24 protein-coding genes are annotated in these 26,836 nt (G+C 68.5%); 15 read left to right on the top strand and 9 right to left on the bottom strand.

The genetic code is table 11. The features are described 5' to 3' along the window. Positions 1–618: 618 nt before the first annotated feature. From ACFXJL_RS30435 to ACFXJL_RS30445, 3 genes are all read left to right on the top strand, one after another. Complete coding sequence (locus ACFXJL_RS30435) at positions 619–768, top strand: hypothetical protein (protein ID WP_384643607.1); 150 nt, start codon at positions 619–621, stop codon at positions 766–768. Next, entirely contained in the window at positions 755–1,987 is a 1,233-nt protein-coding gene (locus ACFXJL_RS30440; RefSeq protein ID WP_384697680.1) for a glycosyltransferase, read from the top strand. The genes ACFXJL_RS30435 and ACFXJL_RS30440 overlap by 14 nt, the downstream gene beginning before the upstream one ends. 453 nt (positions 1,988–2,440) lie before the next feature. Further along, positions 2,441–3,691 carry a nucleotide sugar dehydrogenase gene (locus ACFXJL_RS30445; RefSeq protein ID WP_384697784.1) on the top strand — a complete coding sequence of 417 codons (1,251 nt, stop codon included), beginning with the start codon at positions 2,441–2,443 and terminating at the stop codon, positions 3,689–3,691. A 240-nt stretch (positions 3,692–3,931) separates the two neighbouring features. Here ACFXJL_RS30445 and ACFXJL_RS30450 read toward each other — a convergent pair whose 3' ends face one another. Then, entirely contained in the window at positions 3,932–4,321 is a 390-nt protein-coding gene (locus ACFXJL_RS30450) for a hypothetical protein (protein WP_358882007.1), read from the bottom strand. 934 nt (positions 4,322–5,255) lie between these two features. Between ACFXJL_RS30450 and ACFXJL_RS30455 the strand changes: the two genes are divergently transcribed. From ACFXJL_RS30455 to ACFXJL_RS30470, 4 genes are all read left to right on the top strand, one after another. Next, positions 5,256–5,951 (top strand): hypothetical protein, encoded by a 696-nt coding sequence (locus tag ACFXJL_RS30455; RefSeq protein ID WP_384697684.1) that lies wholly within the window; start codon positions 5,256–5,258, stop codon positions 5,949–5,951. Beyond that, positions 5,870–7,954, top strand: a complete 2,085-nt coding sequence (locus tag ACFXJL_RS30460) for a SpaA isopeptide-forming pilin-related protein (protein ID WP_384697687.1) — start codon at positions 5,870–5,872, stop codon at positions 7,952–7,954. The genes ACFXJL_RS30455 and ACFXJL_RS30460 overlap by 82 nt, the downstream gene beginning before the upstream one ends. Before the next feature lie 396 nt (positions 7,955–8,350). Beyond that, complete coding sequence (locus tag ACFXJL_RS30465) at positions 8,351–9,163, top strand: IclR family transcriptional regulator (RefSeq protein ID WP_358882009.1); 813 nt, start codon at positions 8,351–8,353, stop codon at positions 9,161–9,163. A 10-nt stretch (positions 9,164–9,173) separates the two neighbouring features. Next, positions 9,174–9,791 carry a TetR/AcrR family transcriptional regulator gene (locus ACFXJL_RS30470; protein WP_384644706.1) on the top strand — a complete coding sequence of 206 codons (618 nt, stop codon included), beginning with the start codon at positions 9,174–9,176 and terminating at the stop codon, positions 9,789–9,791. Here the strand turns inward: ACFXJL_RS30470 and ACFXJL_RS30475 are convergent. After that, entirely contained in the window at positions 9,771–11,240 is a 1,470-nt protein-coding gene (locus tag ACFXJL_RS30475; protein ID WP_384697690.1) for an MFS transporter, read from the bottom strand. The two genes, ACFXJL_RS30470 and ACFXJL_RS30475, sit on opposite strands and share 21 nt — an antisense overlap. 473 nt (positions 11,241–11,713) lie before the next feature. Between ACFXJL_RS30475 and ACFXJL_RS30480 the strand changes: the two genes are divergently transcribed. From ACFXJL_RS30480 to ACFXJL_RS30505, 6 genes are read left to right on the top strand one after another with little or no spacing between them, the layout of a single operon-like run. Next, on the top strand, positions 11,714–12,559 hold the full coding sequence (locus ACFXJL_RS30480; RefSeq protein WP_358882012.1) for an alpha/beta hydrolase: 846 nt from the start codon (positions 11,714–11,716) through the stop codon (positions 12,557–12,559). A 44-nt stretch (positions 12,560–12,603) separates the two neighbouring features. Continuing rightward, a complete protein-coding gene (locus tag ACFXJL_RS30485) occupies positions 12,604–13,509 on the top strand; it encodes a VOC family protein (protein WP_384697694.1) in 906 nt (301 codons plus the stop codon). A gap of 18 nt (positions 13,510–13,527) precedes the next feature. Beyond that, on the top strand, positions 13,528–14,865 hold the full coding sequence (locus ACFXJL_RS30490) for an aromatic ring-hydroxylating dioxygenase subunit alpha (protein WP_384697697.1): 1,338 nt from the start codon (positions 13,528–13,530) through the stop codon (positions 14,863–14,865). Next, positions 14,862–15,404 (top strand): aromatic-ring-hydroxylating dioxygenase subunit beta, encoded by a 543-nt coding sequence (locus ACFXJL_RS30495; RefSeq protein ID WP_384697700.1) that lies wholly within the window; start codon positions 14,862–14,864, stop codon positions 15,402–15,404. The genes ACFXJL_RS30490 and ACFXJL_RS30495 overlap by 4 nt, the downstream gene beginning before the upstream one ends. Further along, positions 15,401–15,784, top strand: a complete 384-nt coding sequence (locus tag ACFXJL_RS30500; protein WP_384697703.1) for a bifunctional 3-phenylpropionate/cinnamic acid dioxygenase ferredoxin subunit — start codon at positions 15,401–15,403, stop codon at positions 15,782–15,784. The genes ACFXJL_RS30495 and ACFXJL_RS30500 overlap by 4 nt, the downstream gene beginning before the upstream one ends. Then, positions 15,771–16,571, top strand: coding sequence for an SDR family NAD(P)-dependent oxidoreductase (locus tag ACFXJL_RS30505; protein ID WP_358882017.1), 801 nt, complete (start codon positions 15,771–15,773; stop codon positions 16,569–16,571). Before ACFXJL_RS30500 ends, ACFXJL_RS30505 begins: the two co-directional genes overlap by 14 nt. Before the next feature lie 417 nt (positions 16,572–16,988). On the opposite strand, the gene dmpG is transcribed toward ACFXJL_RS30505, so the two are convergent. From dmpG to ACFXJL_RS30530, 5 genes are read right to left on the bottom strand one after another with little or no spacing between them, the layout of a single operon-like run. Further along, positions 16,989–18,020 carry a 4-hydroxy-2-oxovalerate aldolase gene (gene dmpG / locus ACFXJL_RS30510; protein WP_384697707.1) on the bottom strand — a complete coding sequence of 344 codons (1,032 nt, stop codon included), beginning with the start codon at positions 18,018–18,020 and terminating at the stop codon, positions 16,989–16,991. Then, positions 18,017–19,000 (bottom strand): acetaldehyde dehydrogenase (acetylating), encoded by a 984-nt coding sequence (locus ACFXJL_RS30515; protein ID WP_384697787.1) that lies wholly within the window; start codon positions 18,998–19,000, stop codon positions 18,017–18,019. The genes dmpG and ACFXJL_RS30515 overlap by 4 nt, the downstream gene beginning before the upstream one ends. Before the next feature lie 19 nt (positions 19,001–19,019). Next, complete coding sequence (locus ACFXJL_RS30520; RefSeq protein ID WP_384697790.1) at positions 19,020–19,793, bottom strand: 2-keto-4-pentenoate hydratase; 774 nt, start codon at positions 19,791–19,793, stop codon at positions 19,020–19,022. Positions 19,794–19,825: 32 nt separating this feature from the next. Next, positions 19,826–21,148 carry an NAD(P)/FAD-dependent oxidoreductase gene (locus ACFXJL_RS30525; RefSeq protein WP_384697709.1) on the bottom strand — a complete coding sequence of 441 codons (1,323 nt, stop codon included), beginning with the start codon at positions 21,146–21,148 and terminating at the stop codon, positions 19,826–19,828. A 48-nt stretch (positions 21,149–21,196) separates the two neighbouring features. Then, a complete protein-coding gene (locus ACFXJL_RS30530) occupies positions 21,197–21,610 on the bottom strand; it encodes a hypothetical protein (RefSeq protein ID WP_384697712.1) in 414 nt (137 codons plus the stop codon). A 322-nt stretch (positions 21,611–21,932) separates the two neighbouring features. Here ACFXJL_RS30530 and ACFXJL_RS30535 point away from each other — a divergent pair, with 322 nt between their 5' ends. Next, positions 21,933–22,496, top strand: coding sequence for a hypothetical protein (locus ACFXJL_RS30535; protein WP_358882022.1), 564 nt, complete (start codon positions 21,933–21,935; stop codon positions 22,494–22,496). Positions 22,497–22,888: 392 nt separating this feature from the next. Here the strand turns inward: ACFXJL_RS30535 and ACFXJL_RS30540 are convergent, their stop codons facing one another. Continuing rightward, a complete protein-coding gene (locus tag ACFXJL_RS30540) occupies positions 22,889–24,979 on the bottom strand; it encodes a transporter substrate-binding domain-containing protein (RefSeq protein ID WP_384697715.1) in 2,091 nt (696 codons plus the stop codon). A gap of 238 nt (positions 24,980–25,217) precedes the next feature. On the opposite strand from ACFXJL_RS30540, the gene ACFXJL_RS30545 reads away from it, so the two are divergent. After that, positions 25,218–25,382, top strand: a complete 165-nt coding sequence (locus ACFXJL_RS30545; RefSeq protein ID WP_384697717.1) for a hypothetical protein — start codon at positions 25,218–25,220, stop codon at positions 25,380–25,382. A gap of 389 nt (positions 25,383–25,771) precedes the next feature. Here ACFXJL_RS30545 and ACFXJL_RS30550 read toward each other — a convergent pair whose 3' ends face one another. Beyond that, on the bottom strand, positions 25,772–26,512 hold the full coding sequence (locus ACFXJL_RS30550) for a hypothetical protein (protein WP_384697720.1): 741 nt from the start codon (positions 26,510–26,512) through the stop codon (positions 25,772–25,774). Positions 26,513–26,836: the final 324 nt, after the last annotated feature.

Below are 26,836 nucleotides of genomic sequence, written 5' to 3' on the forward strand. Positions count from 1 at the left end.
CTCCGGGGCCTCTGTCAGAGGTCGGTCACACAGGCGAACACAATGCTTCCAGACTCGCTGCCTGCTTGATCGGTGAATCGGTGTAACTCAGATCCTGGGGTCGAGCAACAGGTTCACGGCGAAGGTGACGCGCGGCCGGGTCCAGGAAGGTCATGGGCATCATTTTGCCAGTGAGGTGCAGCCGGGTGCGGGGATGCACCTGCTGATTGCGGACCGTACGTCCCCAGCAGCCCCACTGCCACAGGGCCGGAGGCTACGCAGCAACCGCGGGAGGTGACTGACTTCCTTCGTCACCGGTGACGCCGATGTACGGATACACCTCGTCGAAGGCTGTCCGGCGGGTCATGCGGTACCCGCAGTGGACCCGCGGTACCACGCGCGTCCCTGCCGCCCAGACTAGGCCCAGGAATGGGGGACAGGGAGTACCGGCGATTCAGGGCTATCTGGCTGATATGACTTCGCAGAATGCGATATGTGCGGATTATAAGGGGCATTGTGGTTTTGTGAGACCAGAAGATCACCCAACCGAGCAGATTCCGTCTTCACCCACCGTCTTTCAGTACACAGCTGCGTTGCCTGATGTGACGTCAGATGTGTGCGCGCCGAGGGGTGTACGGCATGTATGACGACGCACTGCCCAGGACCGGGCTGGCCATCACCATCGGAGGAGTGACGGTGGGGCTGTCCTGGCTCATCGGCATCGGCCTGCTGGTGGTCGTGATCGGCATCCTCGTGATCCGGTACTGGCGGCGACGTGAGAGCGCGTAAAGCGTGTGCGTGGGCGGTTGTCATCCTGACGGCCGCCCTGATCATCGCCTTCCACTGGCAGGTGGGGAACACGACCTGGGACGTCACCGGGTTGTTCTACATCGCCGTTGCGGCGACGCTGATGTGGATGCTCGGTTCCTCGGCGCGGCGGCGCTCGTTCGCCCATCAACCGGTCGCCGACGGACGGGTCGTGGTCGTCGTACCGGCCTACAACGAGCGGCCCGACCTGCTCCATGCGTGCGTCCGGTCATTGGTGTCACAGACGAGACCACCAGAGCGGATCATCGTCGTGGATGACGGATCCGATACGCCGGTCGAGCCTCTCGACCTGGCGGGCGTGGTGTGGATGCGGCAGGGCAACACCGGCAAGAGGGGCGCTCAGATGGCCGGGTTGGCGCATGTTGACGCTGCCGAGTGGGCGGACTTCGTCGTGACCGTGGACAGCGATAGCGTCGTCGCACCGGACGGGATCGAACAGTTGCTCCGCGCCATGTCCGATCCAGTGGTGCAGGCTGCGACCAGTGCTTCTTGCCTCGTGCTCAACCGCACCGCGTCGATCTGGACACGGGTGCAGGACCTGGAGATCAACCTCAGCAACATGGTGATGCGCCGAGCCCGGTCCTCGATCGGTGCGGTGGTGCCCACGTCGGGTGCGTTCGCGATCTACCGGGCGGGCATCCTCTGGGACAACTCCGAGGACTATCTGACGGAGGGCACCTTCGGTGACGATCGAAGGCTGTCCCACTACTCGTTGCAGCGTGGCCAGGTGGTGGCTGTTGATGAAGCCGTGGTGCAATTCGAGATGCCGTCCACCTACCGCGGGGCCTTTACACAGCGGACCCGTTGGTTCAAGGGATACATGCGGTATCTGCCGTGGGAAATCAGGAACTTCACCGGTTGGCCACTTGCGCTGCGGTGCTGGAATCTGACACTGGTGGCGCTGTATCCACTGATCGTGGGTTATGTGCTCGTAGCCATTCCACTGTTGGGCGGCCAGGTGTACTGGCAGATGATCGCGTACTGGTTGGTGCTCCTGTACATGCAGACCTCGCTGTATCTCGAACGGCCGGAGATGCCGTTCCGGTCGCGGTTGGTGGTTTGGTTGTTCTTCACTCCGGTGCTGTTGGTCTATCAAATGTTGGTGATCCGACCGGCGATGTACTACGCGGCGACGCAGACGCGCAGGATGGGCTGGGTTACGCGTGGCGCAGCGGTGTAGCACCGCCTTGCAGCACGCGCGGCCGGGTACCCCTGAGCAGAGTGATTACAACAGTTGAAGAGCCACTGCGTCTCCGCTGCCGTATCAACCAGGTGTATCGCCGAGCTGCACGGAGCCCTGGTGGTTGCCACCTCTTCATCGCCCGGGATGGGCGTCCGGCCTCGGACGGGACCGGACCGATCTCGGCAGTGCTGCATTTCCCCGCACGCTCATCCTGGCCTTCGGCGCGCAATGTTCGCCAACCCTGCCGCCGAGCTGTTCCCGTTTCCTGGCGGATGAAGCCCGTTGGTGAAGAGCGGAAGTGGTCCCTGCGCTCGCCACACCCGAGAAGCTTGCCGATACTGCACCATTTGTGGTCATGTGTGGGCCATGGTTCAGGAGTGCGTAAGTCGTCCGTCGGCCCTGACGAACATTGCTGATGCATCGTCAGTCCCGGATGCCGAAAGCCGAGCCCTGCGCGTCCTGGTCGCGGGCCAGGGGTACGTGGGGCTACCCCTGGCCATGGCCGCGGTGCAGGCGGGGCACTGGGTCGTCGCTTACGAACCCGACCGCGAGCGCTACCGGCGGCTGAGGGAAGCGGACTCCTATGTGGAGGACGTTCCGTGCCGGCAACTGAGGACCGCGCTCGCCAGCGGACGCTACCTCCCTGTATCCGACATGGCGGCGCTCCACCCCGGATGGGACGTTGCGGTCATCGCCGTGCCGACACCGCTGAGAGACGGAATGCCGGACCTCGGCCATGTCCGCGAAGCGGGCTCCCTGCTGGCGGGCGGACTGATCCACGGTCAGGACCAGACCGTGGTCCTGGAGTCCACCACCCACCCCGGCACCACGCGCAACGTCCTCATCCCCCTCCTGGAGGAGGAGTCCGGACTCACCGCGGGTGAGGACTTCCATGTCGGGTACAGCCCCGAACGGATCGACCCCGGTAACCGGGAGTGGACCTTCACCAACACGCCCAAGGTGATCTCCGGTCTGACACCGGCCTGTGTCGCACGCGTCCGCGCCTTCTATCAGACGGTCACCGCGACGGTTCACGAAGCGGGAACCCTGGAGAGCGCGGAACTGGCGAAGATCCTGGAGAACACCTTCCGACACGTCAACATCGCCCTGGTCAACGAGCTGGCCCGCTTCGCCCACACCCTCGGCATCGACTTGTGGGACGCGCTACGGCTGGCGGAGACCAAGCCCTTCGGTTACATGAAGTTCACCCCCGGCCCCGGGGTGGGAGGTCACTGCCTGCCTGTCGACCCCGTCTACCTCAGCCATCACGTCAGAACGACGCTGGGCGAGTCGTTCCGCTTCGTCGAGCTTGCCCAGGACATCAACGAGCAGCAACCGGCCTATGTGGTGCGGCGCCTTCAGGACGGCCTCAATGCCCGCGGAAAGCCGCTCAAGGGCTCGACGATCGCCGCGCTCGGCCTGTCCTACAAACCTGGCAGCGCCGACGTGCGGCAGAGCCCCGCCCGCGTCGCCATCGACATTCTGCGCGCCAAGGGGGCCGTCGTCACCGTCGTCGATCCGCGTGCGGCGGCGACCGAGCCCGGGGTCCTCGGGGAGATGGATCCCGCCGGCGACTACGACGCCGTGCTCATCCTCACCGCCCACCCCGAGTTCGATCTCGGCAAGGTGGTGGCCGAGGCCCCCTATGTGCTCGACACCCGCGGCGTCGCACCGGCCGGCTCCTCCGTCGAGCGTCTGTGACCTCGGCCGAACGGGCCGACTGCCGACCGAGGAGTCCCATCCGGAGCCCCGAGGCGCGGGCCGACCTGTGGGGGCCGTGAAGCCCTTCCCCTGCGCTCGTGTCGCTGTCAGCGGCGCCCCGCATGATCGGTATCTGGCAGAGTCGCCCGACGTTGTGGCTTCGCGTGATGTGCATCGCCGATGCGTGCGCACCGGGACTCGTCTGCCCGGCGACATGGTGTCGCCGGGCAGAGGGGAAAGCTAGAGCACGGCGACGGTGAACCACGTGTTGGCGTAGTAGCCGGCGTTGTACGTGTAGACCGTGATCGACCTGGCGTCGAAGCCGCAGGTGCCGGTCGGCGCGCGGCGGACGTCGATGGTGGTCTGTCTACCGCTGTTGGGCGTTGCCAGGACCACCGCGTTTCTCAGGGAGACGGTGCTGTTCACTTTGACGCAGTAGCGTCCCTTTGCGACACGCTGGGACGACACGACGTTCTTGCCCGACAGGAGAGTGCCGGCAGCGCTGACCTTGGCAGCCGCGCGGGCATTGGGGGCGTCTAGATCGGCAGCCGCTGCTGATGTGGCGGTCAGGGGCAGCGAGGCCACTGCACCGACCGCGACGGCCAGCGAGATGCGTCTTCTCAACGACACGGAGACTCCTTCTGGTTGCTTGCCAACCGATGAGGGGAGGCAGGGGGAGGCAGTGGCGAGAGAGTTCGCCGTCCACCTTGTCGGATAATGTGATCTTGACCGGATACTGCACCGGCCTAGGCACTGTGACCGCGCCTTTCACCTCGGATCCGCCGCACTTCACCCGGTCAGCGGCGCGCCGCTGGCGGTCACTCACATGCCTTGAGGGACCTGGCCAGACCGTCGAGCATCCCGCTGGCCAAGGTCGGCCTTCCGAGCGATGTCGAGGTAGGAGCCCGGACCTGATCTTCGCCGCGGCCAGGGAGCTCCCTCTCATTGCCACCGGAGGTGTGGCGCCCAGACCGCTGTTCCCATGCATCAGTCGCGACTACCTCACCACCGGCCACCTCGACAGCATGCCCTGGCCGGAACACCCCGACAGCTTCCTCCTGCACGACTCCCCCCACTGTCAGCTGAGCGCGTCCGGCCGAGTCTCTGCGGACACCGTGCTCACCGGATTCGTCTACGAACCAGGAGTGCGCTGCGAGTTACTTCGAGGTGGGGGCTATACGGGTTGTCCGCATGGGGCGGACGGGTGGTGCCCACCGATGGGTGTGGGCGGGTCGAATCCAGGGACCCGGCCTGGGCGGTGGGATGCGGGATCATGCAGACAGAGAGCGGCGAGAGCGCCGCGTTGAAGAATGCGGCCGGGCACGGTAGTCGCGGCCGTCATCGTAGGCCGGGTCGGGGGTGGCGTGGCCTCCTGGTCGGTGTGTGTGCGGCGGTGTTGCCTCTGACGCTTGCGGGGGGTGTGGTACCGGCGCAGGCGGAGGAGCGTGTGGCGCGAGCTGCGGCGACGCTGCAGTTGTGCGCGGACCGGAGTGTGGACGGAGGGCCGTTCTCGACGGGGGATGTCAGCACGGAGCAGCCGCTTCCGCCGGGGCACACGACGTATATGGCGGTCTATGACGCGGGGGTGTCGCCGGGGGAGTTCGTCGACGAGATCTTCGCCGGGATGCCGGGGGTGCCGAGCCAGCGGCAGGTGGCTGCGAACCTGGACACCCCCGACGGGCTCCTGGACCCGTCGAGCCCGGAGTTGGTCGGCGGTCAGTTGTATGAGGTGGACGGGGGTTCGTGCACCGATGTCACGGTGGACTCCACCCACACCTACTACGTGGTTCAGTACGAGCGGGACTACGACTCCAACGGGAATCTGCTGGGGTACCGGGACCTGACCCAGTTCGGCATCGGTCCGGACTGGTCACTGGGGTACTGGATCGGCGGCGGGTTCCCCGCCGGGTCGCACTTCAATGATTCGGGGCTGTACGTCACTGCGTCCGGTGAGCGGGCCTACTTCTCCGGCGGCCGGGGTGGCTACCTCGGCAACGGCAAGATCCTGCCGATCACCGTGGACGCGGGCGGCACCGTCACGGTGACCACCATCACCAAGCACTTCTCCATGACGGCCATCAAGGAACTGGCCCCTGGCTCGGCCGGTTCGGTGGCAGGTCGGACGATCCTGTTCACCAACAAGAACCTCGGCGGTTCGGTGGGCGGGGTCGGCGGAGTGTGCTGCACCGCGATCTATCCTCCCAGACCGGTACCGACGGCACCGCCTACAACACGGACCCGCTCGCGGGCTGGCAGTTGACCGCGTACGAGTACATCACCCCGGCGGAGTGGGCGGCCGGGTACCGGCTCCAGTCGACGTCGCAGAACGGCGTCGCGCAGTCGGTGACCTATATCCCCGTCACGCAGGCCCTCAAGGACGCGCTGCTGGCCTGGCCCTACCTCCAGGAGTACGACCGCGGACTGATCGCGGCCACCGAGGTCGGCGGGTTCTTCGCGGGCGGCGGTGCCACGCTCAACGACTCCAATGGCGGTGCTTACCGGGCGGCGCCGGTGACGTTCACCAACACCACCGGGGTGACGCCGCCGATCACCGGTGCGGTCACCGTGGTCAAGCAGGACGACGAGACCGGTGCCCCTCTCGCGGGGGCGACCTTCCAGCTGTGGCAGGAGAGCAACGGCACCCCCGGGCTCCAGACGGGCGGCAACGACCCCGACACCCAGATCGGTCTGCCCTGCACCACCGGAACCAACGGCACCTGCACCGCGACCGTGGAGACGGGCACCTACTACTGGCGCGAGACCGAGGCCCCCGCCGGCTACCAACTCCCCGCCGATCCGGTCTTCGGACCCCTCGTGCTGACCGCCGCCAACGCCTCGCAGGGTGTCACGGTCACCGCGGACGACACGGCGACCCCGCCCACGCCGGTCACTGGTGACGTGACTGTGGTGAAGGTGGACGACGAGACAGGTGCGAAGCTGGCCGGCGCGGTCTTCCAACTGTGGGAGGAGACCAACAACATCACCGGGCTCCAGACCACCGGCGCCAACCCCGACACCCGCATCGGAACGCCCTGTCTGACCGACACCCAAGGTGAATGCACCCGCACGGTGGAGACGGGCACTTACTACTGGCGTGAGACCATTGCACCGCCGGGTTTCAACCTCCCTGCCAACCCGGTCTTCGGGCCGCTGGTCCTCACGGAGGCGAACGCCTCGCAGGGTGTGACCGCAACCGCCCGCGACATCAAGACCCCGCCCACGCCGGTGACCGGTGATGTGACGGTGGTGAAGGTCGACGCCGACAGCGGCGACCCGCTCGCGGGTGCGGTGTTCGAGTTGTGGGAGGAGACCAACGGAGTCCTCGGACTCCAGACGGGCGGTACCAACCCTGACACTCGTGTCAACGGCTCCTGCACCACCGGGGCCAACGGGCAGTGCACCCGCACCGTGGAGACGGGCACCTACTACTGGCGTGAGACCGCCGCACCGGCCGGCTACGACCTTCCGGCCGACCCGGTCTTCGGCCCGCTCCCGCTGACCCAGGTCAACGCCTCCGACGGCATCACCGTCACGGCACGCAACACCAAGACCCCCACGCCGGTCACCGGTGACGTCACCGTGGTGAAGGTCGACGACAGCACCGGCGACCCGCTCGCGGGTGCGGTGTTCGAGTTGTGGGAGGAGACCAACAACGTCGCCGGCCTCCAGACCACCGGTACCAACCCCGACACCCGCGTCAACGGCACCTGCACCACGCCAGCCAACGGCACCTGCACCCGCACGGTGGAGACGGGCACCTACTACTGGCGTGAGACCGCCGCACCCGCGGGTTACGACCTCCCTGCCAACCCCGTGTTCGGGCCGCTGGTCCTCACGGAGGCGAACGCCTCGCAGGGCGTGACCGTAACCGCCCGCGACACCCGTACTCCGACCAACGGCAAGATCACCCTCCACAAGAAGGACGCCAAGAACGGCCGTCCCCTGGCCGGCGCGGTCTTCGAACTCTGGCGCGAGACCAACAACGTCACTGGCCTCCAGACCACCGGTACCAACCCCGACACCGAGATCGGCAACGGCTGCGCCACCGACACCAACGGTGAGTGCGTCTTCACCGACCTACCCGTCGGCCAGTACTACCTTCTGGAGACCGCGGTCCCCGAGGGCTACGTCCTGCCCGACGACCGGGTCTTCGGCCCGTACACGCTCACCGTCGACAACGCCTCCGACGGCCTTGAGATCGAGATCACCAACAAGCGCGGCGAGCCCGGCAAGGGCAAGGGCGGCAAGGGAGGCAAGGGCTGACCCCCTGACCCACACCCCCGCCAAACCGAGGGCGCGGACCCGGCACCCACGCCAGGTCCGCGCCCTCACCCACTCACCTCGCCACCGCATTGCCCCGGGCGCACACCCTTTGGCTCCGGGACCGGGAGGGAAGCACCGTTATCCCTTTCGCCGGGTCGAGGAGCGTGGCGGGGGCCGTACCCGGATCCGGCCGGCGGGGTGCTTGGTGCGGCAGTGCGGAGGACGGGACGGGTAGCCGGGTGGGCGGTGTCGGAATCAGGCGAATCATCCGGTTGACGCGACTCCACCACGGCGCCACCGTCTCTGGAATTTCAATTCTAGAGCGTCTATTCTAGGTTCCGTACTCCTCTAGACCGCAGCCCCACCGACCTCACACGACGACGATGAGGAGCCGGCATGATCGGACAACCTCCCCCGGAGACGGCACTCCTCGGTGAGCCCGCGACCGCCCCGGCGCCCTCGGTGCTGTGGAAGGCGTTCCGCGTACTGGAAGTGTTCAGCCATGGCCGACGAGTGCTGACGCTGGCGCAGATCGTGCGGCGCAGCGGGCTGCCGAAGTCCACGGCGCACCGCGTGCTCGCCATGCTGGTCGAGGTCGGGGCCGTGGAACAGCACAGCGACGGCTACCGCATGGGCCTGCGGATGTTCACGCTCGGAGCCATGCCGCCGGAGGTCGCCCTGCGGGACGCCGCGCTGGTGCATCTGGAGGAGCTGCACCGCGTGACCGGGCAGACCCTGCACCTTGCGATCGTGCGGGACGGGAACGCGGTCTATCTGGAGAAGCTGCGCAGCCGCAGATGCGTCCCGTCCCCCGCCGTGGTCGGCGGGCGTCTGCCCGCGCACTGCACCGCCATTGGCAAGGCCGTGCTGGCGTTCTCGGACGAACGGGTGGTGGCACGAGCGCTGGCCGGGCCGCTGGAGCGGCGTACGGCACACTCCATGACGTCTCCGGCCCGGGTCCGTGGCCAGTTGGCCGCCGTCAGGACCGACGGTTTCGCGGTGGACCGGGAGGAGGCGGTCCAGGGGCTGGCGTGCGTGGCGGTCCCGGTGCTGTTCCAGGACCGCGCCGTCGCGGCCGTGTCGGTCGGCTTCGCCGCCTCGGCTGGCAGCGGCCGGGTCCTCGTCAACGCGCTCCGGCAGACAGCCGGGGCGATCTCCCGCTCGCTGCTGTCCAGCTCGGCCGTCCATCTGCTCACCACCGGTGAGTAGGCTGACCGGTATGGATACGAGCAGGTCCAACAGGGACCGGATCCTGGACGCGGCCGAGACGCTGTTCAGCACCCGGGGCTACGCGGATGTCACCATCAGCCAGGTCTGCCGGGAGTCCGGCTTCCCGGTCGGTTCGATCTACCACCACTTCACCAACAAGTTCGGGTTGCTGTCGGCCGTCGTCGAACGCGCCTCCGCCGAGTTCTTCGACGCCATGCCGGTACCGGGTGAGCTGCCGGGGGAGCCCCTGGAGCGCCTGGGCGCCTACTACGACGGGGCTGTGGACGTCATCTCCGACCGGGTCCGGCTCATGCGGCTGATGTACCTGCTGCGGCTCCAGGAGCACAACGACGGGCAGATCGAGCCCCTGGTACGGGAGGCCAACGACCGGGTGCGGGCCGTGCTGGCCGCCGCCATCATGCCGGTCGCCCGGAGCTGCGGTGTGCCCGACCCGACGGGGCTCGCGAAGGAACTCGCGGAGCTGACCCTGTCGTTCACCGCCGGGCTCGTCGTCTTCACCGACGACGAGGGCGACCATCTTCGGACCGGCCTGCGCCGACTGCGCCAGCTCGTCCTGGCGGTCATCGCCGAGAACGCCGCCGAACTGTCAACGCCGGTCCGCCGATAGCCGGGATTCCGCGTCGGTGACGTCCGTACCGGCCCCACCGGCATCCGTACCGGCGGCCGGGGCGGACAGCCCGAAACGGGCCAGCAGCCCAACCGCGACGGCCGCCAGCGCCCCCGCCCCGAAGAGCACGACGACCGCGTTCTCGTGCGGCGGCCCGTCGCCCGTGGTGAAGGCGGCCAACACCACCGCCACGAGGCTGCCCGCCACCGCGCCGCCGATCCAGCGGGCCAGCGCGTTCGCGCTGTTGGCCGTGCCTGTCCGAGCCGCCGGTACGGCCCCGGCCAGCACCGCCGGGAGGGCGGCGTAACCGAGACTGACCATCACGCCGAGCGCGATGCCCGCCACCGCCACCTGGTACGGCCGGTCATGGGCGAAGGTGAGCGCTGTGAACCCGCCGGTGCCCGCGAGAGCGGCGGCAACCAGGGTGAAGCGGCTGCCGAAGCGGATGACCAGCCGCCCGCCGACCGGCGCGGCGATCATGGAGGCGACCGTACTCGGCAGCAGATAGACCACCGCGGTGGTCAGCGCCGAGGCGCCGAACCCGTAGCCCGCCTCCCTGGGCTCGCCGCGCACCAGGTGCGTCAGTCCGAGTGTCGCGACGATCATGACGGCCCCGACCAGCGCCGACAGCAGGTTGGCTACCATGATCGGCCGACGGCGCACCAGTTCCATGTCCAGCAGCGGATCGGGGTGCCGCCGCTCAACCCGGACGAAGGCCCCCAGTACGGCCGCGGCGGCTGCGAAGGCGCCGACGACCAGGGGTGACGTCCAGCCCGCGCTCGCGCCTAGCGACAGCGGCAGCAGTACCAGCAGCAGGCCCGCGCCCAGCAGGGCGGCACCCGCGATGTCCACCCGCCCGCCGCCGAACGCCTCCCGCCGCGGCACCAGGAACACCACCAGGAGCACCGCGAGCGCGCTCACCGCGGCGCAGCACCAGAACAGCGTCTGGTAGCCGGGACGCGCGCTGTTCAGCAGCCCGGCGGCCACCGGACCGGTGCCCCCGCCCACGGCGAGCGTCCCCGACACCAGCGCCACGGCCGAGGTGCGGCGGTGCCCGGTCGTCTCCTGATGCAGCACCGTCACCGCCAGCGGGAACACGGCCCCCGCCGTGCCCTGGAGGGCTCTGCCGAGCAGGAACAGCCAGACCGACGGGGCGAGCGCGGACAGCACGGCGCCGGCGGTGAGCACTGACAGGCACCACAGCAGTACGCCCCGGCCGCCGCGGAGGTCGGCGATCCGGCCCAGCACGGGGACGGTGATCGCCGAGGTCAACAGCCCGGCCGTCACCGCCCAGTTGGCGGTGCCCGCGGAGACCCCGAGCTGCTCCGAGATGTCGGGCAACACCGGTATGACCACGGCGGGCACGGCCCCCGCGACGACACCGGCGAAGCAGAGCGCGAACAGCGGACGTCCGGCACGGGCGGGTGGTGGGTCCAAGTGGCTCGGCATGGCGGCACCGTAGGCACCGCCCGCCCCCGCGGGGGCGGGACCGTCCCGGCCATCGGGACGGATCGCCGCGGTCGGACCCCGGGCCCCCGGCCTGTTCTCCGCCCTGCCCGCCCGCCGATCCCCTCCGCCGCGCATCGAGGTCTCGGCACGGGTCCGGAGCCGCGGGGGACCCCGGTGCCTTCGGTGCTTCGGTCGCGGGCGCGATGGCGTTCCGGCCACCGGAACGATTCCCGGCCATGGGGAAGCAGCGGGCCGAGACTGCCGGTCGGTGAAGGCGACGGTGTTGACGCTCCACACCGCGTACATCGCTGTCGCACCCACCGCACGGGCCGCCGGGCCCTCCGGGGCGCCGCCTGGAAGGAGCCCGGCCGCGATCGCGGAGGCCGGGGCACGGCGTCCGGAATCGCGAACGGAACATCCGCGGGCGCGTTCCGCCCGGCCCAGAGGAGATCCGATCACAGGGAGCGAGACATATGAGCACGACGACCGTCACATCCGATGTCACGGTGGGGAAATTCTCCCTCCGGCTCGATCGGGCGGGTGAGGGCAACGCGGAAGCCGTGCTCTTCCTGCACGGTTCGGGCCCCGGCGCCACCGGCATGTCCAACTTCGGCGGCACCGTGGAGTCCTTCGCCGACACCTACGACTGCCTGGTCCCCGACCTGGTCGGCTGGGGCGACTCCAGCCACCCGGAGCACACTCCGCCCGGCTCCCGTATCCGCCAGAACACCGAAGCGGTCCTCGGGCTGCTCGACGAACTCGGCCTGGACCGCGTCCATCTCGTGGGCAACTCACTGGGGGGCGCCCTCGCGCTGCACCTGGCGGCCCGCGCGCCCGAGCGGTTCGGCAAGGTCGTCTGCATGGGGGCCGCGGGCGCCGGCAACACGGGTGCGCCGACCCCCGCGCTGATGAAGCTGATCACCTTCTACGACGACCCCACCCCCCGTGCGATGGCCGAGCTGATCTCGTACATGCTCCACGACCCCGGGCTGTTCGGCGACCGGCTCGGGGCCATCGCCGATGAACGGCTCGCGATGGCGGTACGGCCGCAGGTGGAGCGCTCCCACCGGCAGACGTTCGCGATGGCGCCCGGCGGCATCGGACTGCCCGAGATCGCCCTCCGTCGCATCCCCAACGACGTACTGCTCGTGCACGGGCGGGAGGACGTGATCGTCCCGCCCGAAGGGAGCGAGTGGTACGCGCGCAGGATCCCCAACGCCCGGATGCACCTGGTCCCGCACTGCGGGCACTGGGCGCAGATAGAGCAGGCCGACCGCTTCGAGGCCCTGGCCCGCTCGTTCCTCGCCGGACTGATCTGAATGTCCCACGACCGCGGCGGTCCCACCGAGCAAAGGACAGGAACATGAGCATGGTCAGCGCCCTGGGTTATGTCGTCGTACGGGGCCCGCTGGAGCCCTGGCGGCAGTTCGGCACGGAGGTACTCGGGCTTCAGCCGGGCCACTCCCCGGACCCCGACACCCTCTTCTTCAGGAACGACGAGCGCGCCTGGCGGCTGGCCGTCGAGGCCGGCGAACCGGCAGGTCCGGGCTCGCTCGTCGCGCTCGGACTGGAGGTCAGGTCGGCCCAGACCCTGGACGCCCTCGCAGAGGCGCTGCGTTCGGGCGGTGTGGAGGTACGCGAGGACCCGGCCCTGGCGGAGCGGCGGCGCGTCCGCCGGCTGATCGCATTCCACGACGGTACGGGCAACGGCGTCGAGGCGTACTGGGGGGCGACCGTCGAGAAGGAGGGCTTCGTCTCCCCGCGTGGTGTCACCTTCGTCGCCGGACGGACCCCGTACGGGGAGATCGGGATCGGACACACCTTCCTGCTGGCCGAGGACGCCGAGCGGGCCGCCGACTTCTACCTCCGCCACCTCGGGTTCCGGCTCTCCGACACCATCGCGTTCGGGCCGCAGTCCGCCCACTTCCTCCACTGCAACCCCCGCCACCACTCGGTCGCGTTCGCCGCGCTGCCGGACGCCCCGGTGTCGGGGCTCGGCCATCTGATGCTGGAGGTCACCACGCTGGAGGCCGTCGGCCACGCGCTGGACGCCGTACACCGGATGGACGCCCCGGTGCCGATCTCGCTCGGGGAGCACTCCAACGACCGGATGACCTCCTTCTATGTGCGCACTCCCTCCGGATTCGACATCGAGTACGGATGGAACGGGCGCGTCATCGACGACCGGGACTGGACCGTCAACCACTACGAGTCGCCGAGCACCTGGGGCCACCGCTTCGCGGCCCCGCCCGTGCCCGTCACCGACTGATCCGCGAAAGGGACCGTCATGATCGATGTCAGTGAACTGGTCCGGCCCGACGAAGGGCTGATCGACCCCAGCATCTACACCGACCCCGGGATCTACGAACTGGAGCTGGAGCGGATCTTCGCCCGCAGCTGGCTCTTCCTCGCCCACGACAGCCAACTGCCCGGGCCGGGCAGCTTCGTCCAGGCGTACATGGCCGAGGACCCGGTACTGGTGGTCCGTCAGCGGGACGGCTCGGTGAAGGCGTTCCTGAACCAGTGCCGCCACCGGGGCATGCGCATCTGCCGGTCCGACGAGGGCGTGGCGCGGGCGTTCACGTGCAGCTACCACGGGTGGGCCTACAACCTGGCCGGCGAGCTGGTGAACGTACCGATGCAGGAGCGGGCGTACCACGAGGAGATCGACAAGTCGCAGTGGGGGCCGCGGCCGGTACCGCGACTGCACAGCCACCGGGGCTTCCACTTCGGCACCTGGGACGAGGACGCCCCGCCGTTCGACGAGTACCTGGGCGACATGGCCTGGTACTTCGATGCGATGGCGGACCGGTACGACGACGGCCTCACACTGGTTCCTGGCGCCACGAAGTGGGTCATCGACTGCAACTGGAAGTTCGCCGCCGAGCAGTTCAACAGCGACATGTACCACGTGCCGTTCTCCCACGCTTCCGCTTTCACGGCCATGGTCGACGATCCCGGCGTGGTCGCCCGGATGACACAGGCGCTGCTGACGGAACCGGGCCGCCAGTTCTCCGGCAACGGCCACGGCTCGGGTTTCGCACTCCGCCCCGACATCGTCCCCCACCAGGTGGGCCCCGCGTTCGATGCCTGGCTCACGGCCAACCGCGAGCGGATCCACGACCGCCTCGGTGAGCAGCGGGCCCGGAACGTACACGGCCACAACACGGTCTTTCCCAACTTCTCGTGGCTCGACATCAACAACACGATGCGGGTCTGGCATCCGCGCGGGCCGGGGCAGATCGAGGTATGGGCCTGGACGTACGTGCCGAAGGGGGCACCCGAGGAGGCCCAGCGGGAGATCCGGAGGAGCACCATCCGTACGTTCAGCCCGGCCGGGGTCTTCGAGACCGACGACGGGGAGAACTGGACCGAGATCCAGCAGGTCCTGCGCGGGCACATGGCCCGGAAGACCATGCTGAACGCCCGGATGGGCCTCGGCCACGAGAAGCACGGCACCGACGGTATGCCCGGCCGGGTCACCGACGACATGTACAGCGAGATGGCGGCCCGCGGTATGTACCGGCGCTGGGCCGACCTCATGTCCGGGCTGACCTGGCAGGAGATCGCGGAGCTGGACAGGAGCAGGCGACAGGAGCAGGAGAGAGAGGTGTCGGCGCCATGACCACCACCACGGCGGGGACGCGTGCGCCGGTCGACGCGGCGGTCCAACACGAGATCGAGCAGTTCCTCTACCTGGAGGCCGAACTCCTCGACGACCAGCGGTTCCACGAGTGGTTGGAGCTGTTCGGCGACGATGTGCACTACTGGCTGCCGACGCGGATGACCCGGACCGTCCGGGAACGGGACATCGAGGTGTCCGGCCCGGACGGCGCCGCATTCTTCGACGACGACAAGGCGTTTCTGACCGGACGGGTACGGCGTCTGGCGTCCGGCAGGTCGTGGTCGGAGGAACCGCCGTCGAGAACACGCCGGCTGATCACCAACATCCGTGCCGTGGACCTGGGCGACGGCTGCTTCGAGGTACGGGCCAACTTCCATGTGCTGCGCAGCAGGAGCGAACGCCATCACGACTCCTTCTTCGGCGAGCGGACCGATCTGCTGCGCCGGGTGCCCGGGGCAGCGGGGTTCCAGGTCGCCCGCCGCAGGATCGTGCTCGACACGACGACCCTGCTGGCACCGAGCCTGAGTGTGTTCCTGTGAACGGGGACAGCGGGCAGCCGTGGATCCGCGCCTGCCGCGCCGACGAGGTCCAGGACGGGCAGGCGGTACGGCTGGACACCACACCACCCGTGTCGGTGTTCCGGTCCGGCGACGAGCTGTTCTGCGTCGACGACACATGTACGCACGAGACCTTCTCGCTCGCGGACGGCTGGGTGGAGGAAGGAGCCGTCGTCGAGTGCCCGCTCCATCTGGCGAAGTTCTGTCTGCGCACCGGAGCGGCGCTCACCACACCCGCGTTCCGGCCGCTCAGGACACACGAGGTCAGGGTCGAGGACGGAGACGTGTACGTGCGAATCGCCCGGCAGCCCCCCGCCGCGGCGGGCGCGACCGGGGAAGGAGCCCGCGATGGGGTGGCTTGAGGGGACATCGGTACTCGTCACCGGAGGGGCGTCCGGTCTCGGCCGGGCCGTCGTGGAACGCTTCGTCGCCGAGGGCGCGCGGGTGGTCGTGCTCGACCGCTCGGCGGACCGGCTCGATGACCTCTGTGGCGCGCTGGGGGACGCGGTCCGCACGGTGACCGGCGATGTGACGTCCTACGCGGACAACTCCCGCGCGTGCGCCGTGGCCGAGGAGGAGTTCGGCGGCCTCGACACGTTCATCGGCAACGCCGGGCTCTGGGACTTCGGCCGATCGCTCGCCGAAACGCCCGCGGAGGTGCTCGCCGACGGCTTCGACGAGCTGTTCGCGGTCAATGTCAAAGGCTATCTGCTGGGGGCGAAGGCGGCGGCTCCGCTCCTGCGTGGGTCCCGGGGCAGCATCGTCTACACGCTCTCCAACGCGGCGTTCTACCCGGGCGAGGGCGGGGGCGCGCTCTACACGGCGTCCAAACACGCGGGGCTCGGGCTGGTCCGCCAGTTGGCGTACGAACTGGCCCCGGAGATCCGGGTGAACGCCGTCGCGCCGGGTGTCATGGCGACCGGTCTCGGCGGACCGCGGGCCATGGGGCTCGCGGACACCTCCATCACCCGCGAGCTGCCCGTCGACCGCGTCGCCCGTGAGTACACGGCGCTCAAGGTGGTCGTCCGCCCCGAGCATGCCGTCGGGCCGTACGTACTCCTCGCGGCGAAGGAGTCGGCGTACACGACCGGGACGGTGATCGACATCAGCACCATGGGCGTTCCGGCCCGGCCCGCCTCCGGCACCTGACACGGGGACGCAACGCCGCGGGATCCGTCACCCCGGGGATACACCACCAACAGCACCACGGAGCATCATCACCGAGCAGCACTGCCGGCCCGCCGCACTCGGCGCGCAGGCAGTGCTGCTCGGCCGTTGCGCCGCCCGGCGGTACGGCTGCTCGGCCGTCCCCCGGCCGGACGTACGGTGATCGCGCGCCCGGCGGGTGCCATGACCTCGCCGTACGGATCGGAACTCACGCTTCGGAACGGCGCAGTTCGGCGCGCCCTTCGGAATGCGCAGTATGGGCGAACCCGTGGCATCGGCAACGAGCCCACACATGCGGATCCGGCCCCGGGCTGTACGCCCCGGGGCCGGATCCACCGCCCGTGCCCAGTTGTGCGATTGTTCGGCTTGTCCGGTCGTCCGCCTTGCCCGACTGCCCGGCTACTTCTCGGTCGTCGAGGACCGCGCGGCACCGACCAGGTCGAGTGCCACATCCACGATCAGATCCTCCTGACCGCCCACCAGCCGCCTCCGGCCGACCTCCAGCAGTACGTCCCGGGTGTCCAGGCCGTACCGGTCGGCGGCACGCTCCGCATGGCGCAGGAAGGACGAGTACACGCCCGCGTACCCCAGGGTGAGCGTCTCCCGGTCCACCCGCACCGGCCGTTCCTGGAGCGGGCGGACGAGGTCGTCGGCCGCGTCCATCAGGGCGAACAGGTCGCAGCCGTGGCTCCATCCCTGGAGGTCGGCGACCGCGGCGAACGCCTCGATCGGGCAGTTCCCCGCGCCCGCGCCCTGTCCCGCCAGCGAGGCGTCGACCCGTACGGCGCCCGCCTCAACGGCCACCACCGAATTGGCGACGGCGAGAGCGAGGTTGTGATGGGCGTGCACACCGATCTCGGTGGAGTCGTCCAGGACATCGCGGTAGGCACGCACCCGGGCCCCGACACCGTCCATGGTGAGCCGGCCACCGGAGTCGACGACGTACACGCAGTGGGCGCCGTACGACTCCATCAGCCGTGCCTGGGCCGCCAGCGGACCCGGCTCCGCGAGATGGGACATCATCAGGAACCCGGCGACGTCCATGCCCAGTTCACGGGCGAGAGCGATGTGCTGGGCGGCGACGTCGGCCTCGGTGCAGTGGGTCGCCACCCGTACGGAACGGATGCCCAGCGCGTGCGCCCGGCGCAGATCCCGGGCGGTGCCGATGCCCGGCAGGATGAGTGTGGCGGGTTTCGCGGACGCCAGCTCGCCGACGGCGGCAGTGATCCACTCGTCGTCCGAGTGGGCCCCGAATCCGTAGGTGAAACTGGACCCGGCGAGCCCGTCGCCGTGAGCGATCTCGACGGAGTCGACCCCGGCGGCGTCGAGTGCGCGGGCGATCGTGCGGACCGCGTCGAGGCCGTAGCGGTGGCCGATGGCGTGCATGCCGTCCCGCAGGGTGACGTCCTGGATGTACAGACGGGAGGTCATGCGGCTGCTCCTTCGGGTACGCCGCCGACGCGCTCGGCGACCCGGAGCGCGGCGGAGGTCATGATGTCGAGGTTTCCGGCGTAGGCGGGCAGGTAGTGACCGGCGCCCTCCACCTCCAGCAGCGCGGTGACCTTCCAGCGGGCCTCCTCCGCCTCACCCGGCAACAGCCGGGCGCGCAGAGCGTCGTCCACCGGGTCGATCTGGACCGGGTGCCGGAGCCGGTAGCCGGGGACGTACGCGGCCACCTCGGCGACCATCGCGGTCACCGAGTCCGCGATCAGCGCCGGATCCCCGGCGCCCGCCAGGCAGATGACCGTGTCGCGCATGATCAGCGGCGGCTCGGCCGGGTTGAGCACGATGATGGCCTTGCCGCGCCGCGCCCCGCCGACCTGCTCGACGGCCCGGGAGGTGGTCTCGGTGAACTCGTCGATGTTGGCCCGCGTGCCGGGCCCCGCCGAGCGGGACGAGATGGACGCGACGATCTCCGCGTAGATGACCGGCGCGCGCCGGGTGACGGCGGCGACGACCGGCACCGTGGCCTGTCCGCCGCAGGTGACCATGTTGACGTTGGGCGAGTCGAGATGGGCGTCGAGGTTGACCGCCGGGATGACGAAGGGGCCGATCGCCGCGGGGGTGAGGTCGACGACCTGTTTGCCGTGCTCCCGCAGCAGGGCGTCGTGCCGGAGGTGGGCCCCGGCGGAGGTGGCGTCGAAGACGACGCCGATCTCGTCGAAGCCGCGCATCGCGATGAGTCCGTCGATACCGTCCGAGGTCGTCGGAACACCCATCCGGCGGGCGCGGGCGAGTCCGTCGGAGTCGGGGTCTATGCCCACCATGGCGCCCATCTCCAGGACGTCCGAGGTGCGCAGAACCTTGATCATCAGATCGGTGCCGATATTGCCCGACCCGATGATGGCCGCCTTGGTGCGAGACGTGCGGGACGTGCGAGATGTGCGGGACGTGCTGGAAGGTGCCTTGATTCGCTGGCCTGTCACGTGGTCACTTCCCTGTCCGTACGGTGACCGACCCGAGGCCGGTGATTTGCGCGGTGAAGCTCTGGACGGGGCCGAGTCCGGTCATCGGGCCCAGCGCACCGGTCAGCACGGTGTCGCCAGCGCGCAGTGGGGTGCCCAGCGCGCCGAGGGTGTCCGCCAGCCAGACGGCGGCGGTGAGGGGGTGGCCCAGGCAGTCCGCTCCGGAACCCTGGGAGACGGTCTCGCCGTAACGTGTCAGGGTCATGGCGCAGCCGCGCAGGTTCACGAGGGCGAGCGGCACCGGAACGGTGCCCAGCACGAAGGCCCCGCAGGAGCCGTTGTCGGCGACGGTGTCCACCAGACCGATGTCCCAGTCGGCGATGCGGCTGTCGACGATCTCCAGCGCGGGCAGCGCGAACGCGGTGGCCCGGATGACGTCCGCGACCGTGTGCCGCCCGAGATCCAGGTCCCGGTCGAGCACCAGGGCCACTTCGGCCTCCACCCGCGGCGCGATGAAGGAGCCAGGGTCCACCTCGGCCCCGTCGGCGTGGGCCATGTCCGCGAACAGTGTTCCGAAATCGGGCTGGGACACGCCGAGTTGGCGCTGTACGGCCCCGGAGGTGAGGCCGATCTTGTATCCGACCCGGCGTCGCCCCTCGGCGGCCCAGCGTTCAGTGTTCCGGCGCTGGACCGCGTAGGCGGAGGCCGCGTCGTCGGCGGGCAGTTCGTCCCGTACGGGCGCAATCGCCACGCCGGTGCGGTGTGCCTCGTGCAGGCGGTCCGCGATACGCCCGATCATCTCGTCGAGCTCTTCGCCGGTCGGTTGTCCGGTCACTGGTTCTCCTCTCGTCCCGGCGTGGCCGGGGTGGTGGCGGCAGAGCTGGCCACGGGCCGTTCCGGCGTACAGGACGGCATCGGTGCCCTGGCCAGGGCACGCAGATCGGTGGCGGACGACGCCAGGGCCGGGGCGTCCACCCGGACGCGGCGCTCGATGAGTACACGCGCCGCGCGCAGGTCCCCGGGGCGGTTCATTCCGGCGGCGGCGACCAGGGTGTTCCGGCGGGTCCAGAAGCCGAGGAAGCCGCCATCCGACGCCGCGGGGTCGTCCCGGCGCAGGACGAACTCGTCGTCGGGGCAGGGCCGCCCGTACATCTGGAGGGTCATGCCGAACTGCTCGGAGTAGAAGTACGGCAGCGCGGTGTGCGGGCGCGGCGCGCCCGCCATGACGGCTCCGGCGACCGCGCCCTGCCGCTGCGCGTTGTCCCAGTGCTCGATACGGCCCCGGGCGGTCAGCAGGGGGTGCGGCTGGTTGGTCACATCACCGGCGGCGAGGATCCAGGGCTCGCTGGTGCGGCAGTACTGGTCGACGACGATGCCCCGGTCACAACGAACCCCGGCGCGCTCGGCGAGGGAGGTGTCGGGACGCACCCCGACCCCGACCACGACGGTCGCCGCGGCCAGCACCTCGCCGGTGGTCAGCCGGACCCCGGAGACCTCTCCCGAACCGGTGAAGGCGGCGACGGAGACTCCCGTACGGAGCCGGACCCCGGCCCCGCGGTGCAGATCGGTCACCCGTTGTGCCAGCACTGCCCCGAGCGGGCCCTCCAGCGGTAGCGCGCCCAGTTCGGCGACCGTGACGTCCAGCCCGGCCTCGCGGGCGACGGCGGCCACCTCCAGCCCGATGAAGCCCCCACCCACGACGACCAGCGGACCGCCGCGCCGCAACCGTGCCGCCAGGACGCGGGCATCCCGCGCGTCGCGCAGGGTGACGACGCCGGTGAGCCCCGCGCCGGGGACCGACAGGGTGAGCGGGATGACCCCGGTGGCCAGGAGCACCCGGTCGGCGTGGAGCGTCCGCCCGTCGTCCAGCACCACGGCCCGGCTCGCCGGCTCCAGTGCCAGGACCCGGGTGCCCAGGCGGAGGTCGACGCGCTGCTCGGTGTAGACGGACTCGGGGACGATGGGCCGTGCGAAGGCCGGATCCGCCTCCGTGAGGGCCTTGGAAAGCGGCGGTCGCTCGTACGGGAGTTCACCTCCGGCCTCCACGACCGTCACCCGCCCCTGGAACCCGTGCTGCCGCATGGACAGCGCGGCGGCGATCCCGGCCGCGCTGCCTCCGACGACGACATGGTGCTGGCGCGCTGTGCCGTCCATGTGTACCTCCGCTCTCTTCCCGCTCTCCATGGGCGGAAGGCCGCAAGGCTAGAAGCGGACGCCGGGCCGGGGGCCCGCGCGTCCCGGCGGCCGGAACGCCTCGGAGCGGACCGGAGGGGTGCCGGTGGAACGGGCGGTGGCTGCGCGCGGTCCTGCTCCGGATGCCGGAACAGGACGGGAACGCTTGCCGCGCTCATGGTTGTCCCGGGCGCGGCCGGTCGTAAACCAGACGTGGTCATACCCGGAAAGGCCGGCCGTGCTGGACAGGACGGTGGGGGTGAGCATGCTGTCGAGGACGGCTTGCCGCCATAGGGATAGGCGGTTCTTGTAGCGGGCCTTGTCGATGTGCTGGGGGTTGCGCTGCCACTCGGCCAGACGCTGGGCTACGGCGGCGAGGACGACAGCGTCACCGGCTGCGGCAGCCTGCGGGTTCGCTGTGTGGAAAACGGAGCCCGTCCGCACGCCGATTCCAACTCGGCTGCCCAGCAACCAACTTCATCTCCAGGCAACACGCCTGACGAGTCGACCAGCACGCGACAGCGGACAAGTAGGGCCTGGGCCGACCCTGCGCGCTCATCCCGGTGACCGGGACGGCCTCCTCGCAGGGCGAGTACACCGACGGGCGTCACGGCTGCCAGCAGGCCCGTAGCCGAGGCAAGGCCGCCAGTGAACGACGCACCTTCTCGGTCCGCATTCCCGTTGGTGTCCGGAGTGGGCAGAAGATCCGACTCAGCGAACTTGGCGCGGCGGTACTGTGTTCAGATCTTCGTTCAAGGGAGTCTCCATGCGTCCGCTGTTACTCCGTCTCGCCATCGTTCTTTCCCTAGCCCCCCTTGCTGCGTGCAGCGACGGCTCGCCCGGCAGCGACGCGGTGTCATCCGCGCGTAAGTCTCCGGTCGCCAGCACACCACAACCTGCCAATGCCCCGACACTCTCCGCGGATGACCAGGTCAAGCTCGTCGCATGGTTCGAGAAGGGGCGCCACAAGCAGGGGATGGGCGTCCTCGACCGCAATCTCGGCAACTTCAAGCGCAGCGTGGCCATTGACCCCAGCACACCTGCCGACTTCAGGAACGTCCACTCGGCCTGCAGAGACCTTGACCATGACCTCAATATCATCAAGGACTTTGAGCCCATCCCCGACCCGCCCACCCAGGCACTGTGGTCCTCGGCGCTCGTGAACCTGCGGCAGGGAGCGACCCAGTGCCTCACCGGTTCCACCGCCAACGATGCCACCCAGGTCACCAAGGCCAAGACCGCCCTCATGAAGGGTGACGCCGACTACTCGGCTGTCATGGTCCGGCTGGGCAAGGCCCTTGGCGTCACCCCCACCCCCACATCCAGCTGAAGGCCAGCTCCCTCTGCGGTTTGGTCCGCCCCCAGCAGACCGATTCCCGCCCCCTACCCGTGAGGCAGCGGGGCGATTTCGCGGCTCGTACTACCGTGCCCCGCTGCTCTGGGCCATCTGCTCCGACTTCCTGAGCACCTCGACCAGGGCTGAGATGCTGTGGTCTCACTGGCCTGCCTCGACCGCCCGCTAAGCGCCTCCCTCAACTGGACCACCGCCCCCTGGAGAACACCGCGCTCCTCATCCAGACGCGCGTACTCGCCCCTCCAGGTCTCAACCTCACCCCGATGGACAAGCACCGTAGAGGGAGTTCTCCTGGGGCGTGCACCTGCCCGAAGTGTCCACCGGGTACGGACTGATCTTCTGCTACACCGACGACACGCGCGATCGAATTAGTCGAGACATTCGGTTCGATCCTTCTCTTCCCTCGGAGCTTCGATATAGAAATCCTCACTTCCCTCTCGGGAATCTTTCATCAGATCGTCCTTCAGTCTGTCCCATGACCCATCTTTGATTTGCTCTGCGATGGATTCACACACCAGTTGCTTCAGTGCGGGGTCGCCCTTTACCAGCCCTACACCCCAGCTGGTCTTCGTCCCCTTGATGGGATCGCGGATTACCGCCAGATTCTCATACCGTTTAGCGAAGCCCAGGAGGATGGGGGCATCCGTAATCACGGCAACCGGATCCTCGGATGAACTGCCATCTCTAAGTTTCTCCACGCAGGGGAGGTAATCGACACTACTGTCATCGACTACCAGATGTGTCGCCTCCTTTTTTAGAATGTCCTTGGTGATTGAACCTCTCGTCGTGCACACTCTTGTGCCATTCTTGAATTCGTGGACGGAATTGATCGGTACAGTTTCCAGCCCACCCTTCTCCTTGTTGTACACATAGGTTTCCTCAGGGTTTCCACTCTTTGTATATACGAGGACTCTCTGATCGGTGAGGAGGTAGGGGCCGGCGAACTCCACGCCTGCCTCTTTGCGCTTTTTAGTGATGCTATAGCTGCCTACGAAGAAGTCGACTTTTCCCTTCGCCACCTCCTCTTCGCGGTCTGCGGTGGCGGTGGGAATGAAACGAATCTCATCTTTCTTGAAGTCGAGATATTCTGCAATCTTTTCGGCGACCCTGATATCGAGCCCTTCCCACTTTCCGGAACTATTTTTCTCACTCAGTCCGGGCTGGCCTGCCTTGACACCGATCCTCAGGTGTCCTCGTTTCCTCGCATCCCGCAGAGCTTTCGAGTCCGACCAACCGTAATCCGGGTGGTAGTGGTCCCAGGCGCCCCAGCCACCGCTGGCGATGAGGGCGAGACAGGCCGCCCCGATCAGCGCGGCGCGCAGACCTCTGCGCTTCCTGCGGGATTGCGCCCCGATCGTGCCCGTCGGAGGCACGGGGCCGCGGCCTTGCGGGGCGATGCTCCCGGACGGAGTGGCGGAGTGGGTGTCCGTGCTGTCCGTGGACGGCACGGGGACGGGGTTACCGCTGGCGGTGGCGGTGTCCGTGCTGTCCGTGGACGGGCTGGGGACGACCTGGCCCGGGATCGTCCGCGTCTCCTGAGAGGCGTCCGACGGAACAGGGAGACCGATCTGCTCGCGGACCGCGTTCATGCTGGCGGTGTGGAGGTCGAGCTGCCTGTCAGCGATCTCAAGGAACCGGTCGTACTCCCCTTCCCGCAGTTGCGGGAAGGGGACCGAATCGAGGTCCGCGTCATCAGGACCGGCGGGAGCGTCGCGTCCGGTGAGCTGCATGAGCGCGCGGCGATACTCTTCGACCTGCTGCAGCGCCTCGATCCGCAGGCCCTCTGCTTCCTCCTTTTCCCGTTGAGCGCGATCCAGTCTTTTCGTCAACTCCGCGAGCAACCGCTTGTTCTCGGCTAGGTCCTGCTCGGTCTGGTTGAGACTGCGTAGGTCCTCGGCAGCGCGTCTGCTGTTCTCCTTCGCACGCTGCTGGTTGGCGGTATCTTCTGCATCCTGCAGCCGCAGGCGTACTTGATCCCGTTCAGCCTCCAAAGCTGTGCATCGCTGTTTCAGGCCGGTCACCACGTTCATGATGATCCAGATGGCATTGGTGAGACCGTGTACCGCCTCCTGCGCTTTGATCTGGCCGCGTCGCACGTCGTCCAGGCGCATCTCGTATTCGCGCGGCGTGCTGCCCGGGGAGATATTGGGAGACTTGGCCGCTGATTTGGCCTTTTCCAGCAGAGCAAGTCCCTTCTTCCGCTGACGCTCCTGCTCTCCCGGCGGTACCAACTTGTCGACAACCAGTTTCAGTAGGTCCGCCGGGATCAACTTGCGGCCGTTGATGTAGTCGTTCCACTGGGTGCGACCGCTGGGGAACTCAACTGCCAACTTCCGCAGACTCCTGGTGCCCACACGGGCACGTAACCACTCCGCGAGTTCATTTGCCTCGTGCGTGTCCCCCGTGGGCTCAGCACGCCGATCTTTGAACTGATGAGTCGGCAGGTCCTCGTCGTACACTGAAAACGCCTCCGTAGGGATCGAACTTTCCCCCGTGTCCCGGTTTTTGTCCGCACTTTGGCCCTCTGACCTGCGCGGATAACAACGGACGCGAACGGACGTAAACGGACATCAAACCACCGGTGCAGTCTGGCCTTCCACCCGTTCCACGAAACTGGAAGGCAGTGTCTTGCAGAAGCGTCCGAACAACCGCCGCGCGCGCCTCCTCCGCAACAAGCCCCTCAGGGCCATAGCTTTGATGACCCTCGGAGTGGCACTCCTGGCCATGGGAATTCCCGAGAACTGGATCGACCTGGCCGCACTCGCCCTCGCCGCGGTGACGGCGGGAATGGTCGACGCCACCCCGACCCGACAGGCCACCCGCAAGCGCCGCAACAAGCGCCGCGGCAACCGGGGCAAGTGACGAACACTCAGCCCCGCTCCGCAGCCTCTCGCCGTCAGCGCCGGAGGGCCACGGAACAGGACAGGGCCCAGCCCAGGCCGCCGCTCCTAGCAGCCCGCTGAACTCCCATCACAGTCCGGGCCGCTCGGGTCGTACGAACAACGAAGAGGCCCCGCCGTGCTGACTTGGGTTCCAGGAGTGGTTCTCGTGGTCCCCGCGCTGCGGGGATGGTCCCGGGACCTCGATTTCTATGACATGCGCCGGTCAGTCGGTGATCCATACCGGTCTGGCCGGCTGGTGGTACGGCCGGTACGGACAGCCACTCGGCGGAGGCTGTCACTCGTAGTGCTTCCCCTTCCGGTGAGGTTGGGGAAGCGGGCCGTCCACTGGGCGGGCCGGGGCGGATTGAGTCACAGGTAGCGAGCCCCCGGCGAGGGCCGTCCCCTCTCAGACTCCGTCACTGGTGGCGGCTGAGGAAGGTCCTGGAACGGCAGCCACACCCGGTACGCGACATCCGTCTCGCAGCATTCCTCAACCCTGACACCGACCTTGAAATCACTCGGCTTCACGGACTCGGGGAACGAGGCGTCGATACGGCAACTCATGACTATTTCGCCTCGCGGGGCGAAACTTGTGCCGTCGCCGTCATCGCGCTGCTCCTCGCATCCGCTGTAGAACGGGCCGGAGGTCAGCTCGCACAGGCCGACCTCCTCAAGGGGCATGCAGCCGGGGAGCTTCGGGGGACGGACGAAGAAGTTGAAGCCGTAATTCTGTCCCACCCACAGGCTGTTCGGAGACGGAATCTTCGGGCGGCGGTCATCGGTGACGGTCATCTGTACCGTCAGGTTGACGTGGACCTCGCCGGGCTTGTCGTACTGCCCCCCGAAGCCTTTCACATCCGTGAAGAAGCCCCGCCAGGCGTAGCCGTAGCGCCAGCCGTCGATGGTGACAGGGGTCAGCTTGGGTGCGGTCGGGACGGAGGGGGTCGGCTTGCTGGAATCAGGGACCACGAGGGACGGTGTCTGACTCGGTGCGGGAGCGCCCTGGGTGACCAGGACCGAGGGCTGTACGCGAGCGTCCTCGGATGGGGCGGTGCATGCGGTGGCGGCAATGATGACGGCGACGGCTGTGATCAGAATGCGGTGGCGCATGGTGGAACCCCCTGGCTGAACGTGTGATCGGCGAAGAGTAGCGGGAGCCGCGCAGCAGCCACCAAACTCCTGCCAGTGGATGGGACACCGATCCAGGTCCACAGAGCATTGCGATGATCCCCAGCAAGGCTCAGACACACAACGTTTTGGTGGCCATCGAGGTTGCCCCGACTGTGTACCCCGGGACCCGAGCCCCGGGACCTGAATTTGACCTGCTCGGCGAGTGGCCTTGGGTACCCGGCGCCGGTAAGCAGATCCTGTGTCGACCAGCCGCGCCCACGAGTCGGTCCGCTTCTGTGTCATCAGTGGCCGCCGACCGCCGTG

Origin of the sequence: Streptomyces sp. NPDC059256 (genome assembly GCF_042753785.1) — a bacterium.
Lineage (GTDB): Bacteria > Actinomycetota > Actinomycetes > Streptomycetales > Streptomycetaceae > Streptomyces.

What these genes read in the sequence shown, in the direction of transcription:
- ACFXJL_RS30485 (WP_384697694.1), top strand. Translation starts at nt 12,604, where the DNA reads ATGAGCATGGTCAGCGCCCTGGGTTATGTCGTCGTACGGGGCCCGCTG.
- dmpG (WP_384697707.1), bottom strand. Translation starts at nt 18,020, where the DNA reads ATGACCTCCCGTCTGTACATCCAGGACGTCACCCTGCGGGACGGCATG.
- ACFXJL_RS30495 (WP_384697700.1), top strand. Translation starts at nt 14,862, where the DNA reads ATGACCACCACCACGGCGGGGACGCGTGCGCCGGTCGACGCGGCGGTC.
- ACFXJL_RS30525 (WP_384697709.1), bottom strand. Translation starts at nt 21,148, where the DNA reads ATGGACGGCACAGCGCGCCAGCACCATGTCGTCGTCGGAGGCAGCGCG.
- ACFXJL_RS30480 (WP_358882012.1), top strand. Translation starts at nt 11,714, where the DNA reads ATGAGCACGACGACCGTCACATCCGATGTCACGGTGGGGAAATTCTCC.
- ACFXJL_RS30435 (WP_384643607.1), top strand. Translation starts at nt 619, where the DNA reads ATGTATGACGACGCACTGCCCAGGACCGGGCTGGCCATCACCATCGGA.
- ACFXJL_RS30550 (WP_384697720.1), bottom strand. Translation starts at nt 26,512, where the DNA reads ATGCGCCACCGCATTCTGATCACAGCCGTCGCCGTCATCATTGCCGCC.
- ACFXJL_RS30490 (WP_384697697.1), top strand. Translation starts at nt 13,528, where the DNA reads ATGATCGATGTCAGTGAACTGGTCCGGCCCGACGAAGGGCTGATCGAC.
- ACFXJL_RS30520 (WP_384697790.1), bottom strand. Translation starts at nt 19,793, where the DNA reads ATGATCGGGCGTATCGCGGACCGCCTGCACGAGGCACACCGCACCGGC.
- ACFXJL_RS30475 (WP_384697690.1), bottom strand. Translation starts at nt 11,240, where the DNA reads ATGCCGAGCCACTTGGACCCACCACCCGCCCGTGCCGGACGTCCGCTG.
- ACFXJL_RS30545 (WP_384697717.1), top strand. Translation starts at nt 25,218, where the DNA reads ATGACCCTCGGAGTGGCACTCCTGGCCATGGGAATTCCCGAGAACTGG.
- ACFXJL_RS30505 (WP_358882017.1), top strand. Translation starts at nt 15,771, where the DNA reads ATGGGGTGGCTTGAGGGGACATCGGTACTCGTCACCGGAGGGGCGTCC.
- ACFXJL_RS30465 (WP_358882009.1), top strand. Translation starts at nt 8,351, where the DNA reads ATGATCGGACAACCTCCCCCGGAGACGGCACTCCTCGGTGAGCCCGCG.
- ACFXJL_RS30455 (WP_384697684.1), top strand. Translation starts at nt 5,256, where the DNA reads ATGGCGGTCTATGACGCGGGGGTGTCGCCGGGGGAGTTCGTCGACGAG.
- ACFXJL_RS30535 (WP_358882022.1), top strand. Translation starts at nt 21,933, where the DNA reads ATGCGTCCGCTGTTACTCCGTCTCGCCATCGTTCTTTCCCTAGCCCCC.
- ACFXJL_RS30470 (WP_384644706.1), top strand. Translation starts at nt 9,174, where the DNA reads ATGGATACGAGCAGGTCCAACAGGGACCGGATCCTGGACGCGGCCGAG.